Source organism: Halorubrum sp. Hd13 (assembly GCF_002252755.1).
Lineage (GTDB): Archaea > Halobacteriota > Halobacteria > Halobacteriales > Haloferacaceae > Halorubrum.
On sequence record NZ_NHOY01000050.1, the window covers coordinates 25,984 to 45,262 of the forward strand.

16 protein-coding genes and 1 pseudogene are annotated in these 19,279 nt (G+C 68.5%); 13 read left to right on the plus strand and 4 right to left on the minus strand.

The window, feature by feature from the left end; genetic code table 11:
- The first annotated feature begins 29 nt into the window (after window positions 1-29).
- The 8 genes and pseudogenes from trkA (at window position 30) to DJ81_RS06605 (ending at window position 10,860) form a co-directional block, all read left to right on the plus strand.
- A complete protein-coding gene (trkA, locus tag DJ81_RS06570; protein WP_094527717.1) occupies window positions 30-1,367 on the plus strand; it encodes a Trk system potassium transporter TrkA in 1,338 nt (445 codons plus the stop codon).
- 7 nt (window positions 1,368-1,374) lie between these two features.
- Window positions 1,375-2,877 carry a TrkH family potassium uptake protein gene (locus DJ81_RS06575; RefSeq protein WP_094589050.1) on the plus strand — a complete coding sequence of 501 codons (1,503 nt, stop codon included), beginning with the start codon at window positions 1,375-1,377 and terminating at the stop codon, window positions 2,875-2,877.
- 106 nt (window positions 2,878-2,983) lie between these two features.
- Entirely contained in the window at window positions 2,984-4,552 is a 1,569-nt protein-coding gene (locus tag DJ81_RS06580; RefSeq protein ID WP_094527719.1) for a TrkH family potassium uptake protein, read from the plus strand.
- Window positions 4,553-4,670: 118 nt separating this feature from the next.
- Window positions 4,671-5,111, plus strand: a complete 441-nt coding sequence (locus DJ81_RS06585; protein WP_094527720.1) for a universal stress protein — start codon at window positions 4,671-4,673, stop codon at window positions 5,109-5,111.
- The gene (locus DJ81_RS06590) at window positions 5,108-7,483 is read left to right on the plus strand and encodes an amino acid permease (RefSeq protein WP_094527721.1); all 2,376 of its coding nucleotides are present in this window, start codon (window positions 5,108-5,110) and stop codon (window positions 7,481-7,483) included. Before DJ81_RS06585 ends, DJ81_RS06590 begins: the two co-directional genes overlap by 4 nt.
- Before the next feature lie 89 nt (window positions 7,484-7,572).
- Window positions 7,573-8,412: pseudogene (locus DJ81_RS06595) on the plus strand (universal stress protein); the annotation flags it as partial.
- Between the two features lie 68 nt (window positions 8,413-8,480).
- Window positions 8,481-9,164, plus strand: a complete 684-nt coding sequence (locus DJ81_RS06600; protein ID WP_094523037.1) for a TrkA family potassium uptake protein — start codon at window positions 8,481-8,483, stop codon at window positions 9,162-9,164.
- A gap of 1 nt (window position 9,165) precedes the next feature.
- On the plus strand, window positions 9,166-10,860 hold the full coding sequence (locus tag DJ81_RS06605; RefSeq protein ID WP_094527722.1) for a potassium transporter TrkG: 1,695 nt from the start codon (window positions 9,166-9,168) through the stop codon (window positions 10,858-10,860).
- 58 nt (window positions 10,861-10,918) lie between these two features.
- Here the strand turns inward: DJ81_RS06605 and DJ81_RS06610 are convergent, their stop codons facing one another.
- A complete protein-coding gene (locus DJ81_RS06610; protein ID WP_094589052.1) occupies window positions 10,919-11,275 on the minus strand; it encodes a hypothetical protein in 357 nt (118 codons plus the stop codon).
- 122 nt (window positions 11,276-11,397) lie between these two features.
- Here DJ81_RS06610 and DJ81_RS06615 point away from each other — a divergent pair, with 122 nt between their 5' ends.
- Window positions 11,398-13,098, plus strand: coding sequence for a methylmalonyl-CoA mutase (locus DJ81_RS06615; protein WP_094589054.1), 1,701 nt, complete (start codon window positions 11,398-11,400; stop codon window positions 13,096-13,098).
- A 68-nt stretch (window positions 13,099-13,166) separates the two neighbouring features.
- Here DJ81_RS06615 and DJ81_RS06620 read toward each other — a convergent pair whose 3' ends face one another.
- Complete coding sequence (locus DJ81_RS06620; RefSeq protein ID WP_094523029.1) at window positions 13,167-13,403, minus strand: hypothetical protein; 237 nt, start codon at window positions 13,401-13,403, stop codon at window positions 13,167-13,169.
- A 110-nt stretch (window positions 13,404-13,513) separates the two neighbouring features.
- On the opposite strand from DJ81_RS06620, the gene DJ81_RS06625 reads away from it, so the two are divergent.
- From DJ81_RS06625 to DJ81_RS06640, 4 genes are all read left to right on the plus strand, one after another.
- Window positions 13,514-14,278, plus strand: coding sequence for a phosphopantothenate/pantothenate synthetase (locus DJ81_RS06625; RefSeq protein ID WP_094527724.1), 765 nt, complete (start codon window positions 13,514-13,516; stop codon window positions 14,276-14,278).
- Window positions 14,279-14,440: 162 nt separating this feature from the next.
- A complete protein-coding gene (locus DJ81_RS06630) occupies window positions 14,441-14,890 on the plus strand; it encodes an Lrp/AsnC family transcriptional regulator (RefSeq protein ID WP_094523025.1) in 450 nt (149 codons plus the stop codon).
- A gap of 103 nt (window positions 14,891-14,993) precedes the next feature.
- Complete coding sequence (locus DJ81_RS06635; RefSeq protein WP_094523023.1) at window positions 14,994-16,148, plus strand: DUF63 family protein; 1,155 nt, start codon at window positions 14,994-14,996, stop codon at window positions 16,146-16,148.
- 164 nt (window positions 16,149-16,312) lie between these two features.
- Window positions 16,313-17,989 carry a methylmalonyl-CoA mutase gene (locus DJ81_RS06640; RefSeq protein WP_094589056.1) on the plus strand — a complete coding sequence of 559 codons (1,677 nt, stop codon included), beginning with the start codon at window positions 16,313-16,315 and terminating at the stop codon, window positions 17,987-17,989.
- A gap of 9 nt (window positions 17,990-17,998) precedes the next feature.
- Here DJ81_RS06640 and DJ81_RS06645 read toward each other — a convergent pair whose 3' ends face one another.
- On the minus strand, window positions 17,999-18,313 hold the full coding sequence (locus tag DJ81_RS06645) for a YbjQ family protein (RefSeq protein WP_094523019.1): 315 nt from the start codon (window positions 18,311-18,313) through the stop codon (window positions 17,999-18,001).
- A 77-nt stretch (window positions 18,314-18,390) separates the two neighbouring features.
- On the minus strand, window positions 18,391-19,194 hold the full coding sequence (locus DJ81_RS06650; protein ID WP_094523017.1) for a formate/nitrite transporter family protein: 804 nt from the start codon (window positions 19,192-19,194) through the stop codon (window positions 18,391-18,393).
- Window positions 19,195-19,279: the final 85 nt, after the last annotated feature.

Consider the following 19,279-nt stretch of genomic DNA (forward strand, 5'->3'; position numbering starts at 1 on the left):
ACTTGAGGGTCGGGTAACTCGTTGTGTCCATGCATGTGGTCGTTATCGGGGCCGGCGAGGTCGGCACGAGCATCGCTGGGAGCCTCTCGTCGGACCACGAGGTCGTCGTCGTGGACGTCGACGAGGACCGCGCGGAACAGCTCAAGTACGAGATCGACGTGCTCACCATCGCCGGCGACGGGACGACCTCCGATATCCAGACGGCGGCGGAGGTCGGCCGCGCGGACATGGTCATCGCCTGCACCGACAACGACCAGACGAACCTCGTCGCCTGCGGCACCGCGAAGACGCTGGGCGACGGGTTCACCATCGCCCGCGTGAAGAGCACGGACTTCCTCCGGACGTGGGAGGGGAGCGAGGGCGCCTTCGGCGTCGACTTCATGGTGTGTACGGACCTGCTGACCGCGGAGAACATCGTCCGGGTCATCGGGCTCCCGGCCGCGATCGACGTCGACCCGTTCGCGAGCGGGATGGTCCAGATGGCCGAGTTCGAGATCGCGGAGGAGAGCCCCATGGCCGGGCAGACCGTCGCCGAGGCGGACCGCTTCGAGTCGCTCACGTTCGTCGGGCTGTTCCGCAACGGGGAACTGACGATCCCGCGCGGCGACACCGGGATCAAGGCCGGCGACCGCGCGGTGGTAATCGGGAGCCCGGAGAGCGTCCAAGCGTTCGCGACCGACGTCGACCCGCGCACGACGCCGGACGACGCGGACGACATCGTGATCGTCGGCGGAAGCGAGATCGGGTATCAGACCGCCCGTCTCCTCGGGGAGCGAGAACTGCAACCCCGGATAATCGAGCAGGACCCCGACCGCGCGCGGTGGCTCGCCGAGCAGCTTCCGAAGGCGGTCGTCATGGAACACGACGCGACCGACACGGAGTTCCTCTCCCGCGAACACGTCGACGAGGCCGACATCGTCGTCACCGCGCTCCGCTCCGACGAGAAGAACCTCCTCGTGTCGGTGCTCGCCAAACGGCTCGGCGTCGACCGCGTGATCGCGGTCGTCGACAGCCCGGACTACGTCACCGTCTTCGAGGAGATCGGGATCGACATCGCGATCAACCCGCGGACCGTGACCGCCGAGGAGATCACGCGGTTCACCTACGAGAGCGTCGCGGAGAACATCGCCGTGTTGGAGAACGACCAGGCGGAGGTCCTCGAGCTGGAGCTCACCGAGGGATGCGGGCTCGTGGGGCGACCGATCTCGGAGCTCGTCGCCGACACCGACGCCCGGTTCGTCATCGGCGCGATCACCCGCGATCACCAGCTCGTGACGCCGCGCGGGGACACGGTCCTCCGGCCGGGCGACCACGTGATCCTGCTCGTGGACTCCGACTCCGTGGGCGAGATCGCGTCGATGGCGTGAGCGGTCCGTGACCACCGGGATCCGGGTCGGTTGGCGGGCGAGCTTGGGTCTCACCGGCGACGTCCTTGCCGCCCTCCCGGTTCCGCTCGCGTTCCCGCTGCTGACCGCGTTTTATTACGGCGAGTCGCCGCTCCCGTTCGTGGCGGCTATCGCGGTCTCGCTCGCGCTCGGCGCTTCGTTCCGGTCGGTGCAAGACCCGGCGGAGGACCTCGGGCCGCGCGAGGCGTTCCTCGCGGTGGCGCTGATCTGGTTCCTCGTCGCCGCGGTCGGCGCGATCCCGTTCGTCGTCGCGGGCGTCGGGACGGTCGCGCACCCGGTGAACGCGATGTTCGAGGCGATGAGCGGGCTGACGACGACCGGCGCGACCGTCCTCGTCGACTTCTCGCTCCACTCGCGCTCGGTCATGATGTGGCGACAGGTGATCCAGTGGCTCGGCGGGCTCGGAATCCTGATCCTAGCGACCGCGGTGCTGTCCGAGATCGGGGTGGGCGGGGCGCAGCTGATGGAGACGGAGTCGCAGACCCAGGACGTCAACAAGCTCACACCGAAGATCTCCCGGACCGCGCAGCTCATCTGGGGGATCTACGTCGGGCTCACGGGGCTCGCGATCGCGGTCTACTTCCTGCTCGGGCTGGCGTTCGACCCGCAGATGGACCTGTACAACGCGGTGGCGCACGCGTTCACGTCGGTCGCGACCGCAGGGTTCTCCCCGGAGCCGCAGAGCGTCGGCGCGTTTCACCCGGTCATCCAGTGGGCGGTGGTCCCGTTCATGGTGATCGGCTCGACGAGCTTCGTCCTCATCTACTTCGCCATCAACGGAGAGCCGATGCGCCTGTTAAAAAACGAGGAGTTCCACTTCTACCTCGGCGCGATGGGGACGCTCGCGTCGATCGTCGCCTTCGCGTTGTTCCTCGATCCCAGCGTCACGTTCGGCGCGGAGGGAACGGTACGCCACGCCGTGTTCAACGTCGCGTCGATCGTGACGACGACGGGGTACGCCAGCACCGACTACGTGGCGTGGGCGCCCGCGGCGAAGCACATGCTGTTCATGGGGATGTTCATCGGCGGGATGGTCGGTTCGACGACCTGTTCGATCAAGTCGCTGCGGTGGCTCGTCGCGCTGAAGACGTTCCGCCGGAACCTCTACACCGCCATCCACCCGGAGGCGGTTCGGCCGGTTCGAGTCTCGGGGAAACCGGTCGACGAGGGGGCGATCCGCGACATCTACGCGTACCTCCTCTTGAGCATCGTGATCTTCTTCCTGCTCACCGTCGTGATCGTCGTCGACGCGGAACGGGCGGGTCTCCGGGTGACCGAGTTCGAGGCGCTCGGCGCGGCGGCGACGACGTTCCTCAACATCGGTCCCGCCTTCGGCGAGGCGGGCCCGTACGGGACGTTCGCGTCGTTCCCGATGAGCACGCGCGCCGTGATGATCGTCCTGATGTGGATCGGGCGGATCGAGATAATCCCGGTACTCGTGCTGTTCACGAAGGCGTTCTGGACGTCGTGAGAGCCGGCAGGCGGACGAATCGACAGTCCCGCGACGCCACCGTGATCGGCTTTCCTTCGACAGTTTAATACAGCGAACGGGCCTCTCCAATAGCGATCCAACACACATGTCCTGGGGCGTCAACTGGAAGGCGAGCGTGGGGCTTCTCGGGGTCGGGATCAAGTACCTCGCCGTCACGATGCTGGTGCCGCTGGTCGTGGCGCTCGTGTACGGAGAGGACATCTGGGTGTTCCTCGTCTCGATGGCGCTCGTCGCCGCGATCGGGTTCGCGGTAGAGCGGGTCGACCCGGACCCGGACCTCGGGCCCCGGGAGGCGCTGCTTTTCGTCTCGCTCGCGTGGATCGCGGCCGCGGCGATCGGCACCGTTCCGTACCTGCTCGCCGGCTACGGGACGGAGTCGACGATCGGGCTCCAGGTCGGGTCGGTCGGCGCGTTCACGGAGTCGGTGATCAACGCCCTGTTCGAGTCGATGAGCGGGTTCACGACCACGGGCGCGACCGTCCTCGGCGAGATCAGCACCGACCGCCACTCCCACGCCGTGCTGATGTGGCGACAGCTCACGCAGTGGCTCGGCGGCATGGGGATCATCGTCCTGATGATCGCCATCCTGCCGGAGGTCGCCGTCAACGGCGCCCAGCTGATGGAGTCGGAGGCGCCCGGCCCCGAACTCCAGAAGCTCACGCCGAAGATCGCGGAGACCGCGCGCGCGCTCTGGCTGATCTACTTCGGCTTCACCGTGGTGTACATCGCCATCCTGTACGGGCTCCACCTCGCCGGGATGGCGCCGAACATGAACCTCTTCAACGCGATCGCCCACGGGTTCACCACCCTCCCGACCGGCGGGTTCTCGCCGCAGGCCGACAGCATCGCGGCGTTCTCGGCGATCGTGCAGTGGGTCGTCATCCCGTTCATGCTCATCGCCGGCGTCAACTTCGCGCTGTTCTGGCACGTGCTGCGCGGGGAGGCGGAGGTCATGCTGGAGAACGCGGAATTCCGTGCGTACGCCGGCGCCGTCGCGGTCGTGACGGCCGTTCTCGCGGTGATGCTGTTCCGCGGCGCGGCGCCGCCGATCGAACTGGGCGGTGCGACGCAGGGGGTGACCGAGAACTCGCTCCGGCAGGCGGCGTTCCAGATCGGGTCGCTGTTGAACTCCACCGGGTACGCGACTGCCGACTTCGTGCAGTGGGACACCGACGCGCAGATCCTCCTGATGTTCGCGATGTTTATCGGCGGTTCCGCCGGCTCGACCGGCGGGGGCGTCAAGATCGTCCGGTGGCTCATCGTCGGGAAGGCGATCCGCCGCGAGCTGTTCACCACGGCCCACCCCGACGTCGTGCAGCCGGTTCGCCTGAGCGGAAGCGTCGTCGACGAGGACGCCATCCGCGGCATCATGGCGTTCACGCTGCTGTACCTCGTCCTGTTCGGCGTCTCGGCGGTGTTCCTTTCGCTGGACACCACCCGGGTCGGTATCCAGCTGACGATGCTGGAGTCGACGAGCGCCTCGCTCGCGACGATCGGGAATATCGGGCCGGGGTTCGGTCGGCTCGGCCCGTTCGGGAGCTACCTCTTTTTCCCCGACACGTCGAAGCTGCTGATGGTGTTCCTGATGTGGATCGGCCGGCTGGAGATCGTCCCGGTGCTCGCGGTGTTCATCTCGGCGATGGACGGCCGGTGACAGGAGGTCAAAAACTACAAGCGGTGCGTTTTCAGCGCCGAAAACAGCTTCTAACCGCGTTTAATTGCTCGGTTGTGCAGAGCGTATCTTCTTAACTGACGAGAGTATGAATGTGGGTATGACGAGCACCGACCAACCGGAGGGAGGAGGCCTACTCGATCACGTTCTCCTGCCAGTGGCTCACGAGGAGGACGCGATGTCGACGGCGCTGGCGCTGGAACCGTATCGACCGGAGCGGGTCACGGCGCTGCACGTCGTCGAGAAGGGCGACGGCGTCCCCGACAAGACGCCCGTCGAACAGTCCGAGGAACTGGCCGCAGAGTCGTACGATGCGGTCCGATCGGTGTTCCCCGACGCCGGCGAGCACACCGCCTACTCGCGGGACATCGTGGGCGCTATCTTCGACGCGGTCGACGAGGTCGATGCGAGCGCTATCGCCTATCAGTCTCGGGGCGGGAACCGGCTCGTCCAGTTCCTCTCCGGCGACCTCTCAGTGAAGCTCGTGACGGAGTCGCACGTGCCCGTGGTCGCGCTCCCGCGCGAGGGATCCACCGAATGAGCGACGAGGAGCTGGCCAAGGACCTCGGTCCCCTCGCCGCGCTCACGATCGGGATCGGGACGATGATCGGGGCCGGCATCTTCGTGCTCCCCGGGACCGCGGTCGCGCGGGCCGGTCCGCTCGCGGCGTTCACGTTCGTCCTCGGTGGCGTCATCGCCCTGTTCACGGCGCTTTCAGCCTCCGAGCTCGGGACGGCGATGCCGAAGTCCGGCGGCGCGTACTTCTACGTCAACCGGGCGCTCGGGCCCATGTTCGGCTCCGTCGCCGGGTGGGCGAACTGGCTCGGGCTCGCGTTCGCCTCCGCGTTCTACATGTACGGCTTCGGCGAGTACGTCAACGCGCTCCTCGGGCTCGGGCCGGTCGGGCTCGGCCCGGTGACGCTGGAGGCCGCCCAAGTGATCGGGCTCGCCGGCGCGCTGCTGTTCATCGCCGTCAACTACTTCGGCGCGAAGGAGACGGGCGGGCTCCAGATCGTCATCGTCATGTCGCTTTTGGGCATCCTCGCCGTCTTCACCGTCGTCGGGCTGCTGAACGCCGACATGGAGTCGCTGCGGCCGATCGCGCCGCCGGGGACGACGAGCCAGGTGCTCCCGGTGACGGGGATCATCTTCGTCTCGTACCTCGGCTTCGTCCAGATCACCTCGGTCGCCGAGGAGATCAAGAACCCCGGGCGGAACCTCCCGCTCGCGGTCCTCGGCTCGGTCGTGATCGTCACGGTCGTGTACGCGCTGTTCCTCGTCGTGCTGCTCGCGGCGGTCCCGAACGAGCTCGTCGCGAACAACGAGACCGCGGTGGTCGACGCCGCCCGCCTCCTCTTCGGCAACTACCAGGTGTTCGGCTTCTCGCTGGGCGCCGTCGGCGCCGGGATGCTCCTGATCGGCGGCCTGCTCGCGACCGCCTCCTCGGCGAACGCCTCGATCCTCTCGTCGTCGCGGATCAACTTCGCGATGGGCCGCGAGAAGATCGTCACGCCGAAGCTCAACGAGATCCACGACCGCTTCGGCACCCCGTACAAGTCGATCGCGCTCACAGGCGCGCTCATCCTCGTGTTCCTCGTCGCCGGCGGCGTCGAGTCGCTGTCGACGATGGGATCCGTGCTCCACCTCATCGTCTACGGCCTGCTCAACATCGCGCTCATCGTGATGCGCGAGTCGGGGGTCGAGGGGTACGACCCCGACTTCGAGGTCCCCTTCTATCCGTTCGTTCCGATCATCGGAACGTTGTCGTCGTTCGCGCTGATCATCTACATCGAGCCGACGATCATCCTGATCTCGTTCGGCCTCGTCGCCTTCGCCCTGCTCTGGTACCTGCTGTACGCCCGCCGGAAGGTGGAGGCGCGCGGCGTGCTGGGGGCGTGGATCCTCGACCGCTCCGACGAGCTGCCCAAGGCCGCCGTGTCGGCGGCCACGTCGGTCCAGCCGAGCGGCGACGACTACCGCGTGATGGTGCCGCTCGCGAACCCCGCGACCGAGGAGCACCTGATCACGCTCGCGTCGGCCATCGCCAAGCAGCGAAACGGGACGGTCGTCGCGGTCAACATCGCGAACGTCCCGGACCAGACGTCGCTGGAGGCCGCCCGCGACCGCGGCGCCCACGATGCGGCGCACAGTCTCCTCGATAAGGCCCGTGAAGACGCCGAGACGTTCGGCGTCGACGTGGAGACGCACGTCGTCCTCTCGCACCGCGTGTTCGAGGAGGTGTTCGACGCGGCCCGGACCTACGGCGCCGACATGACCGTGATGGGCTGGGGCGAGGACTCGCACGGGTCGCCCGGGCGCGCGGAGACGGCGGTCGACGAGCTCGCGCACTCGCTCCCGTCGGACTTCCTCGTGTTCCGCGACCGTGGGTTCGACCCCTCGCGGATCCTCGTGCCGACCGCCGGCGGACCGGCCTCGGACCTCTCCGGCGCGGTCGCCAAGATGCTCCAGACGGAGTTCGACGGCGAGGTCACGCTGCTGCACGTCGCCGACGACGAGAGCGCCGGACGGCGCTTCCTCATGGGGTGGGCCGCCGAGCACGACCTCGCCGACGCGACGCTCCGCGTCGAGAGCGGCGACATCGAGGAGTCGATCGAACGGGCCGCGCGCGACGCGACGATGGTTATCATCGGCGCGACTCAGAAGGGGCTGCTCTCGCGGCTGGTGAGCGGCTCGCTCGTGTTGGAGGTGCTCGAAGACGTGGAGTGTTCCGTGCTGCTCGCGGAGAAGCGCGACGACCGCGGCGTCTGGGCTCGGCTGTTCGGGAGCGGGGCACGGGAGAACGCCCCTGACGATGTCACGGCCGACGCCGCTGAGGCGGGCGACGCGACCGCCGAGGCGCGGGGTGACGGCGGGGTCGGACGGGCGGAAGCGGACGAACAAACGGAGGAGTAGCCGAACGGAGAAATGAGCGAACCGGACGAACGAGCGACCGGGCGGCCACCGAGGGCGTCGTGACCGCGTTCGGGGCGGCGAACGGGGTCGGAACCGACGGGCCGACGGTGATGGTCGCCGTGTCGAACCCGCGCACGGAGAGCGCGCTCGTCACGCTGGCCGGCGCGGTCGCGAGTCACGAGGGGGGTCGCGTGCTCGCGACGCACATCGTCACCGTTCCGGACCAGACGTCGCTGGAGAAGGCGGCCGAGAACCGGACCGACCTCGACGACTCGTCCGAGGAGCTGTTGGCCGCCGCGGCCGCCGACGCCGAGGCGTTCGACGTGCCGATCGAGACGAAGACGATCCTCTCGCACCGCGGGATCGAGGAGGTGTTCGACGCCGCGCGGACGAACGACGCCGACACCGTCGTGATGGGCTACGGCGGGACGCGGTTCGTGGGCGGGCGCGTCGAGGGCTCGCTGGACGAACTCGCCCGCGATCTCCCGTGCGACTTCCTCGTCTTGGACGGCCAGCGGCTGGACCTCTCGAAGGTGCTCGTGCCGACCGCCGGCGGCCCCTCCTCCGACCTCTCCGGGGAAGTCGCGAGGGCGCTCCGAGACGAGATCGACGTGGACGTCTCGCTGCTGTACGTCGTCGACCCGGGAGACGAGGCGGCCGGCCGGGAATTCCTCACCGACTGGGCGGCGGGCCACGGCCTCGGCGACGCCGACCTGCGCATCGAGGCGGGCGGCGTCGAGGAGACGATCGGTCGCGTCGGCGAGGAGTACGACCTCGTTATCGTCGGTGCGACCGAGCGCGGACTGCTCTCGCGGATCGTCCGCGGGTCGCTGGCGTTCGAGACCATCGAGACCCTCGACACGCCGGTGTTGCTCGCGGAGCGCCCCTCGTCGCGGTCGCTCCGTGAGCGGCTGTTCGGGTGGCGCTGAGGGCGGGGTCCCGCGCCTCTCGGCGGATTGCGGTAGGCTTTCGGTTGTCGCTCCTGAACCGCTGACACATGTATCTGATCGTCGTGGGCGCGGGCGATATCGGGACGCCGCTCGTCAAGCTCGCGACCGAGAGCGGCAACGAGGTCGTCGTGATCGAGCGCGACGAGGAACGGGCGGAGCGGGCGTCCCGGGGGTACGACTGCCTCGTCATCAACGACGACGCGACTTCGAAGGAGACGCTGCTCGACGCCGGGGCCGATCGCGCGGACGCGCTCATTTCGACGACGGATCAGGACGCGACGAACATCATGGTCTGTCTGCTGGCGCAAGAGCTGTCGGTGCCGAACATCGTCTCGGTCGTCCACAACCCCGAGCACATGAACGTGTTCGAACAGATCGGCATCAACACGATGCAGAACCCGCAGAGTCTGATCGCGGAGTACCTCTACCGAGCGGTGAGCCGACCGTCGGTCGTCGACTTCATGCACATCGGCGAGGAGGCGGAGGTGTTCGAGATCACCGTCGGTCCGGACGCGCCGATCGCCGGGAAGACGCTGCGCGAGGCCGACGAGGCGGATCTCATCGGCGGCGAGACCCTCATCATCGCCGTCGAGCGCGACGGGGAGGGGACGCCCATAACCCCCCGGGGCAACACGCGTATCGAGGCCGGCGACCTGCTCACGGTGTACTCGGGAGAGGGCGCGACGCCAGAGGTGACGGACGTGTTCGGCCACCAGGAGGACCACGACTGAGATGTCCGAGCGGAACGGCGGCCGGCTCCCGACCGACCTGGGAGTCATCGCCCGCGACGTCGGCTCGCTCCTCCTGATGGAGGCCGGGCTGATGACGGTCACCGTTGTCGTCGCCCTCGCGTTCCGGGAGTTTCACGCCGCGCTCGGCTTCCTCGTCGCGGGCGGCGCGACGGCCCTCGTCGGCGGGCTCGCGAATCGGCGGTTCGCCGACGCCCCAGACCCGAAGATGAAACACGGCATGGTGATCGCCGCCGGCGGGTGGCTCATGGTCGCCGTCTTCGGGGCGCTCCCGCTGTTCCTCACGGCGTGGCTGACGCCGTCCGCCGTCATGGACGCGTTCGTCCCCGCCGCCGCGGACACGGCCTCGTGGGAGCCGATCGCCGTCGGAGGGACCACGACGGTCTCCAGTCTCGCCTACTTCCGCGACCCCCTGCATGCCCTCTTCGAGAGCATGAGCGGCTGGACCGGGAGCGGGCTGACGATGGCCGTCCACGAGCCGTCATTGCCGCGGGCAGTGCAGTGGTGGCGGTCGTTCATCCAGTGGGTCGGCGGCGTCGGCGTCATCGTCCTCACCGTCTCCATCCTCTCGCGTCCGGGAAGCGGGAGCTACGCGCTCTACAGGAGCGAGGCCCGGGAGCAGAAGATCCACCCGAGCGTCGTCTCGACGGTCCGGACGGTCTGGAAGCTCGTGGTCGGCTACACCCTGCTGGCGTTCGCGATGCTGTTCGTCGCGATCCGAGCGAGCGAGAGCGACTACGCCGAGTCGCTCTCGCTCGGCGAAATCGCCTGGCAGGCGCTCAACCACGCCATGACCGGCCTGACGACGGGCGGGTTCTCCGTCACCGACAACTCGATCGCGACGTACGGCTCCCCCCTGGTCGAGGTCGTGCTGTTGCCGATCATGGTCCTCGGCGCGATCGCGTTCCCGGTCCACTACGTCGTGCTCAGGGACCGGAGCGTACGCGAACTGGTCGCAGACCTCCAGACCAGGTGGCTGTTCGCGCTGCTCGGGGCCGGCGTCGCCGTGCTCGCGATACAGAACGTCGCGTCCGTTCCGGTCGCCGCCGGCGCGTTCGCGACGGAGTCGTTCCTCTCGTTCCCGGTTCCGCTCCTCGACGGCGCGGGGCTCGACGCGGTCCGGGACTCGGCGTTCCAGTGGATCAGCGCGCTGACCGCCACCGGCTTCCAGTCGGCGCCGATCGGGAGCTGGGTCGCGGGCGCGAAGGTGTTGGTCGTCGTCGCGATGGTGCTCGGCGGCGCCGCCGGGTCCACGGTCGGCGGCATCAAGATCATTCGTGCGTACACGGCCGCTCGCGGAATCATCTGGCAGTTCTCCCGCGTGTTCCTCCCGGGCAACGCCGTCGTCACCGCGCGCATCGGCGACCGCACGCTGGACCGCGAGACGATGGAGCGGGAGTTCAGCGAGGCCGCCATCGTCACGCTGCTGTGGGTCGTCGCGCTCGTCGTCGGGAGCCTCGTGCTGGTCAACGTCGCCGGCTCGGAGTTCGGCTACGCCGACGCGCTGTTCGAGGTCGCGAGCGCACAGGGGAACGTCGGGCTCTCGTCCGGGATCACCGGCCCGTCGATGTCGCCGGCGGCGGAGGCGATGTTCCTCTTCCACATGTGGATCGGCCGCCTGGAGATCATTCCGGTGCTCGTGTTCCTCCGAGCCGGTATCTGGGGGCTGAACCCGTGACCGGCTCGACGCCGACGGTCACCGCCGGACGGCGATCGAACCCACGGCGCGGTCGGGGTCACTCCCCGTCGGCGTTCACGCGACCGATGAACGACCAGTGGGTCTCGTGAGTTCCGTTCGGAAGGGTCTCTTCGGTGACGTGGTAGAGGTACGGCCCGTGCGGACAGTCGTCACAGCCCTCCTGACAGGAGTACTGTTTCACGACTTCGGTGTATCCCTCGTGTTCGGTGACGCGCAGGATGTCCTCGCCGGCCTCCGCGTCGACCGGGAGCTCCGTCTCCTCGTGGTAGTGCAGCAGCTCCTGCGCGTGGACGATCGCCTTACGGAGCTCCTCCGGTGTGCAGTTTTTCAGCTGCTTGACGAGCTTCGGCGGTAATCCTTCGGACGGCGTCGGGGACTCCGATGGGTCGGTCATGGGTGGGGATTGACTCCGAGCCCTCATAACGGTCGGTGGCGATTCGGACCGCCGGCGAATCCGGCCGGCCGCGCGGCAAATTGTAATGAATATTTATATGAGTCCGGCGGGTAGCGGGCGGCATGTATGACGACGAGGAGCTCTCCGAAATCCGCGAGGCCAAGGAGTCGTGGGAGGCGGAGACGCTCGACCCGACCCTCGACCGGCACGGCGAGCGGAACGAGCGGTTCGCGACGGTGTCGAACCACGAGGTCGACCGGCTGTACACCCCCGCGGACGTGGCCGACCTCGACTACGGCGAGGACCTCGGCTTCCCCGGCGAGGAGCCGTACACCCGGGGCGTCTACCCGACGATGCACCGCGGACGGACGTGGACGATGCGGCAGTTCGCGGGGTTCGGCACCGCCGAGGAGACGAACGAGCGCTTCCGCTACCTCATCGACGAGGGCCAGACCGGGCTCTCGACCGCCTTCGACATGCCGTCGCTGATGGGGCTCGACTCCGACGACCCGATGTCGCTCGGCGAGGTCGGCAAGGAGGGCGTCGCCGTCGACACGCTCCGAGATATGGAGGTCCTCTTCGACGGGATCGACGTCGGCGAGGTGTCCACCTCCTTCACCATCAATCCCAGCGCGCCGGTGATCTACGCGATGTACGTCGCGATCGCGGACCAGCAAGGGGTCCCGCGCGAGGAGCTTCGGGGCACCCTCCAGAACGACATGCTGAAGGAGTTCATCGCGCAGAAGGAGTGGGTGATCCCGCCGGAGCCCTCCCTCGACCTGGTGACGGACACGATCGAGTTCGCCGCCGACGAGACCCCGAAATTCAAACCGATCTCGGTGTCGGGGTACCACATCCGCGAGGCGGGCTCGACCGCGGTCCAGGAGCTCGCCTTCACCCTCGCCGACGGGTTCGCGTACGTCGAGGCGTGTCTCGACCGCGGGCTCGACGTCGACGAGTTCGCCCCGCAGCTCTCCTTCTTCTTCAACTCGCACAACTCGATCTTCGAGGAGGTCGCGAAGTTCCGGGCCGCTCGCCGGATCTACGCGCGGATCATGGACGAGTGGTACGACGCCGAGGCCGACGCCTCGAAGCAGTTGAAGTTCCACACCCAGACCGCGGGCCAGTCGCTGACGGCCCAGCAACCCCTGAACAACGTCGTCCGCGTCACGCTACAGGCGCTGGCGGGCGTCTTGGGGGGAACCCAGAGCCTCCACACCAACTCCTTCGACGAGGCGCTGGCGCTCCCCTCCGAGCGGGCCGTGCGGGTCGCGCTCCGCACCCAGCAGATCATCGCGGAGGAGTCGGGCGCGGCCGACATCGTCGACCCGCTGGGCGGCTCCTTCGCGGTGGAGGCGCTCACGGACGAGGTGGAGGCGGAGGCGACCGCGTATATCGAAGAGATCCGAGAGATGGGCGACGGGTCGGTCCGCGACGGGGTGCTCGCCGGGATCGAGCAGGGGTACTTCCACCGCGAGATCCAGCAGGCCTCCTACGAGTACCAAGAGCGGGTCGACGAGGGCGAGGAGACCGTCGTCGGCGTCAACGCCTATCAGGTCGAAGAGGACACGGAGCCGGACCTGCTCCGGGTCGACGAGACGACCCGGGAGCGCCAGCTCGACCGGCTCGAGTCGGTGAAGGCGGAGCGCGACGACGACGCGGTCGACGCCGCCTTGGACGACCTCCGCGACGCGGTCGACGCCGGCGAGAACGTGATGCCCGCGATCGTCGCGGCGGTGAAGGCGTACGCGACGATGGGCGAGATCATGGCGGTGTTCGAGGCGGAGTACGGGACGTACCGCGAGCGTATCGGGGTGGCCTGAGCGGGGAAAAAGCGGGGACGTCGAAGCGGACGGACCGACCGCGCGCGAAGCCGCATCGATCCGCCGCGTTACGCCGGATCGACCGGCCGCGCGGACTCCGCGCACCACGCGTTGCCCCGGCGACCAGCGCGCCGCAGGTCGAGCTCGACGACCGTGCCGGCGTCGAGCGACGACAGCTCGGCCTCCACGTCGGGATCGTCGTACTCGACGACGTACAGCGTCCCGTTCCGGGGGTATTCACGGAGCGTGATCGCCCCGTGGTCGTTGCACGCGTCCACGATCGTGTACTTGCCAGTGCGATCCATCCCGTGTGGCGCTACGAAGTAACCCATGTTAACGTTTGTGCGTACGGGTACCGGAGCCACACGGTGGCCGCGAACGGTCCACTTTAATCGGCGCGCCGCCTCGCTCCGGTATGACGGAGACGGAGGTCCCGGAGGACCACCCGCGGTACGCCTCGCTCGTGACGCGCCACCGGATCGAGGAGGGGGTGAAGAAGGGGATCACATCGAAGCAGGGACTCATCGCCCAGGGACGCGCGGAGGCCTTCGACTACCTCCTCGGCGAGCGGACCCTCCCGAGCGCCGACCGCGCCGCGCGCGCCGCCGCGGCGACCCTGCTGGCGGCCGACCGTCCGGTGATCTCGGTGAACGGCAACGTCGCGGCCCTCGCCCCCGCGGAGACGGTCGCGCTCGCCGAGGCGGTCGACGCCGACCTGGAGGTGAACCTCTTCAACCACACCGACGAGCGCGTCCGGCGCATCGCCGACCACCTCCGCGAGCACGGCGCCGACCGGGTCAAGGGCATGGCCGGCGACGGGGAGATCCCCGGCCTGTCGCACGCTCGCGGCGTCGTCGACGCCGACGGGATCGAGGCGGCCGACGTCGTGGTCGTCCCGCTGGAGGACGGCGACCGCGCGGCGGCGCTCGACGCGATGGGGAAGACGGAGATCGTGATCGACCTGAATCCCGGGAGTCGGTCGCCGCGGACCGCGGACGTTCCGATCGTCGACAACCTGATCCGGGCGGTGCCGAACGTCGCGTCGCACGCGCGAGACCTCGCGGACGCGTCTCACGAGGAGCTGCGGGAGATCGTCGACGCGTTCGACGCCGACGAGGCGCTCGCGGCGGCGGAAGCGGCCATCCGAGAGGGGTCGTTCGAGACTCCGGCCGAGGCGTAATCGGACGGAATCCCGCCCGAGACGTACTCAGACGAATCGCCTCGGCCGGCGTCTCGGGCGGAGATCGGCCGCCCGGCGCGTGGCCGGAGGTGTTGAGAATACAACCCGTAGCGACGTCGAAACGCCGGAACTGCAAAGTCCGCTCCCGACGTAGGCCCGGCCATGGAACTCGACGAGACGGACCGCGCCATCCTCAGGATCCTCCAAGAGGACGCTCGGACGCCGTTCTCGGAGATCGCGCGGCGGATCGACATGTCGAGCGCGACCGTCCACGACCGAGTGGGGCGGATGGAGGAGGCCGGCGTCATCGAGGGGTACCACGCGGAGGTCGACCCCAAGGCCGTCGGTTACGGCGTCAGCGCGTTCGTCGGACTCCGCATCGAGCAGGGACGCGAGGAGGACGCGCTCGACCGGCTCCGCGACATCGACGGCGTCAGCGAGATCCACCTGACGACCGGCAAGTGGGACGTCATCTTGCGCGTCGTCGCCGCCGACACCGACAGCCTCCGCGATCTGATGTTCGACGAGATAGCGGAGATGGACGGGTTCTCGCGGTCGCAGACCATGATCATCCTCGGCACCGACTTCGAGGCCGACGGCCCGCCGATCTGAGCGGGGCTCCGCGCCGCGTCGCGCCATCGGGGACCCGTCGCGGACGACGACGAGGCGAGCCGGGACCGGAACGCTCAACTCGGGAACACTCCGAACGGGAGTCATGAGCACACCGGTCGCCGGACGGATCAGGCAGTCTCCGGAGCGGGCGTGGGCGGCGGTCGTCGGCGGGGTCGCGCTCCTGCTCGCGGTCGGATCGGTCGTCTTCCCGCGAGCCGTGTACGATCGGTTCGTCTGGCGGTACTTCTGGGGACCGGTCGTCGCCGACGGGCAGGGGGCGCAGTGCGCCGTCCGGGACGCTGGCGGCACGGAGTTGCTCGGGGGCTCGGGCGCGTGTCAGGCCGCCGTCGACGCTGGGGAAGTCGTCGCGTTCCCGGGGTACACCACCGTCTCGACGGTGAGCTACGTGGTCGTTCTGCTCGGGATGCTGATCGGCGTCGTCTTCCTGCTCCGCCGGTTGGATATCGGCGACGAGCTGCGGTTCTTCTACGCGCTGTTCCCGTTCATGCTGCTCGGCGGCGCGCTCCGCACCGTCGAGGACTCGGGGGTCGCCGCGGTCCGCGCCGGCACGGAGCCGCTGATCCCCTTCCCCGCGAGCGCGGTGCTGATCAGCCCGTTCATCTACTTCACCGCGTTCGGGGTCACCCTCGCCTGCGTCATCGCGGCGTACGCGCTGGCGGACCGCGGGGTCGTCGACGACTACGCCCGACCGCTGTTCGCGATGGGGACGCTCGCCCTCGCGGCCTCGCTCGGCTACCTCTCGTACCTCGCCGCCGCGACCGACTACGTCGAGTTCTACCCGCAGGTGCTCGCGCTCACGCTGCTCCTCGCGACCGTCTCGACGGCGGCCACCTGGAAGCTCGCGACGGCGTACGAACCGACGGTCCGGCAGGGGACGGGGGCCGCGGGGATCGTCATCATCTGGGGCCACGCGATCGACGGCGTCGCCAACGTGATCGGGCTCAACTGGATGCCGGCGCTGACCGGGACCGCGAACCTCGTGCCGAAACACGTCGTCAACGCGCTGATCGTGAACTGGACCGGGCGGCTCCTCCCGGACTCGGTCCTCGCCGTCACCGGCGACGCGTGGCCGTTCCTCCTCGTCAAGCTCGCGGCCGCGACGTTCGTCGTCTGGGTGTTCAACGGCGAGATGTTCGAGGAGTCGCCGCGCTACACGCTGATGCTGCTCATCACCGTGCTGGCCGTCGGGCTCGGACCCGGGACGCGGGACATGCTCCGAGCCACCTTCGGGGTCTGAGTACCGGAGGCCGACCCGTCTGACCCCGCCGGTCGCGTCGTCGCCGGCGGTCCGCCCCGGTCGCAGGCGGAGGGGTTCTCCCTCGCCCCGTCGCCGTCGTCGAACTGTCGGCGTTACGCCATTCCCGAAAAGGGTTAAGTCGTGTTCGGACGACTGGTTCACTAATGTACGATCCTGAGGAACTGGCCGAGATTCGGGAGGCCAAGGAGTCGTGGGAGTCCGGGACCTACGGCGAGACGGTCGACCGGTTCGGGGAGCGCAAGGAGACGTTCACCACCGACACGGGCGGCCAGGAGGTCGACCCGCTGTACACCCCCGCCGACGTCCCCGACCACGACTACCGCGAGGACGTCGGGAACCCGGGCGAGGAGCCGTACACGCGCGGCGTCTACTCGACGATGCACCGCGGCCGGCTCTGGACGATGCGCCAGTACGCGGGGATGGGCACCGCCGCGGAGACGAACGAGCGGTTCAACTACCTCATCGACGAGGGCTCCTCCGGGCTCTCGATGGCGTTCGACCTCCCGACCCAGATGGGGTACGACTCCGACGCCGCGATGGCCGAGGGCGAGGTGGGGCGCTCGGGCGTCGCCATCGACACCCTCGACGACTTCGAGACGGTCTTCGACGGGATCCCCTTAGACGAGGTGTCGACCTCGATGACGATCAACGCCCCCGCGGCCGTCCTCCTCGCGATGTACGTCGCGATGGGCGACGAGCAAGGGGTTCCGCGCGAGGAGCTCCGGGGCACCATCCAGAACGACATCATGAAGGAGTACATCGCGCGGAACCTCTACATCTACCCGCCGAAGCAGTCGATGCGGCTGATCACGGACATCTTCGACTTCTGCGCCGCGGAGACCCCCAGATTCAACACGATCTCCATCTCGGGGTACCACATCCGCGAGGCGGGCTCGACGGCCGCCCAAGAGGTCGCGTTCACGCTCGGCGACGGGATCGAGTACGTGCAGGCCGCGATCGACGCCGGCCTCGACGTCGACGAGTTCGCCCCGCAGCTCTCCTTCTTCTTCAACGCCCACAACAACGTCTTCGAGGAAGCCGCGAAGTTCCGCGCCGCCAGGCGCATGTGGGCGAAGATCATGGAGGAGCGGTTCGACGCGGAGAACCCCAAGTCGAAACAGCTCAAGTTCCACACCCAGACCGGCGGCTCCACCCTCACCGCCCAGCAGATCGAGAACAACGTCGTCCGCGTCGCGTATCAGGCGCTCGCGGCCGTGTTGGGCGGAACGCAGAGCCTCCACACGAACGGGAAAGACGAGGCGCTCGCGCTCCCCACCGAGAAGTCGGTCCGGACCGCGCTTCGCACCCAGCAGATCCTCGCGCACGAGTCCGGCGCGGCCGACACGATCGACCCGCTGGCCGGGTCGTACTACGTGGAGAGCCTCACCGACGGGATCGAGGAGGAGGCGTTCGAGATCCTCGACGAGGTCGACCGCCGCGGCGGAATGTTAGAGGCGGTCGAGAGCCAGTGGGTCCAGCGGCAGATACAGGACGTCGCCTTCGAGCGCCAGCGGGAGGTCGAGGAGGGAGAGCGGATCATCGTCGGTGTCAACGAGTACGCGGTCGACGAGGAGCCGGAGATGGACCTCGAAGAGGTGGACCCCGAGCAGGAGCAGAACCAGCGCGAGCGCCTGCAGGAGGTGAAGGCCGACCGCGACGACGACGCGGTGGCGGACGCGCTCGGGTCGCTTCGCGAGGCCGCGCGGGGCACCGAGAACGTGATGCCGCACGTCGTCGACGCCGTGAAGGCGTACGCGACGGTCCAGGAGATATCGGACGTGTTCCGCGACGAGTTCGGCGAGTACAAGCCGGGGCGGTAGGGCGGCGACCTACCGAAGCCGCACCGCGGTCCCGTACGCGAGGATCTCCGCGCCGCTGTCGGCGATCGAGGAGGTCGTGTACCGGACGTTGATCACGCCGTCGGCGCCGAGCGCCTCCGCCTCCTCGATCATGCGGTCCTGCGCCTGGTCCCGCGCGTCGGTCATCAGCTCGGTGTACCCCTTCAGCTCGCCGCCCGCGAGGTTGCGGAGGCCCTGCGTGATGTCGCGGCCGACGTTGCGAGCGCGGACCGTGTTCCCGCGGACGAGCCCGAGCGTCTCGGTCACTTCCTTGCCGGCGATCGATTCGGTGTTGGAGAGCTCCATGTGAGGCCGATTCGTCGACCACCGATATAAATCTCGACGACGGTCGACCGCTCCGGCCGCCGCCGCGCCGCCGGTCCTCAGTCCGCGCCGCGGACGACGTGACCGTACTTCAGCAACGCGACGAACACCGCGCCGCCGAAGGCGTTGCCGACCGTCGACAGCACGAGGAACCCGACGTAGTCGGACAGCGAGATCGCGTCCGAGACGATCAGCCCGAACAGCACCTCGACGTTGCCCGCGATCGAGTGCGGGAGGTGGAGCAGTCCGATCGTCCCGGTGACGATCAGCACGAGGAGGATTCGGGCGGTCGTCTCCTGCGCCGCCGTCACGAGCCACGCCAGCAGGCCCATTAGCCAGCCGGCGAAGACCCCGCCGACGAACAGCCACGGGAGGTCGTGGTCGACGAGCTTCAGGGCGATGGTCTCGAACGACTCGGGATCGACGACGCCGAGCTCCGGCATCAACAGGGTCACGAGCAGGGTGAACAGCAGACCGCCGGCGAGGTTCCCGACGTACACCCACCCCCAGAGCCGGCCCAACTGCCTGACCGACGCCTGCCGATCGAGCACCGGGATCACGGCCAGCGTCGTGTGCTCGGTGAACAGCTCCGAGCGGCCGAGGATGACGAACATGAACCCGATGGAGTAGACGCTCGCCAACAGCAGTTCGGTCCCGAGGTCGCCGAAGCTCCCCGGCGAGAGCGTCAGGATCACCGCCATCATCAGCGGGCCGAACCCGATGTCGAGCCCCGCCGACAGCCCGGAGAGCAGCAGCCCCGAGCGCTCCCGATTCATCTCGTGGAGCGCGCTCTCGAGCAGCGAGCCGAGGATGTTCCGCGACGTCATCTGCTCCGTCGCCGCGTCGGTCTGTGAGTCGCTCACTGGTAGAGTCGATCCCCGATTCCCGCGGGGCCTACCCAAACCTTTTGATTCCGGTGAGCGGAGCGAGGGACCCGACCGTCGCTCG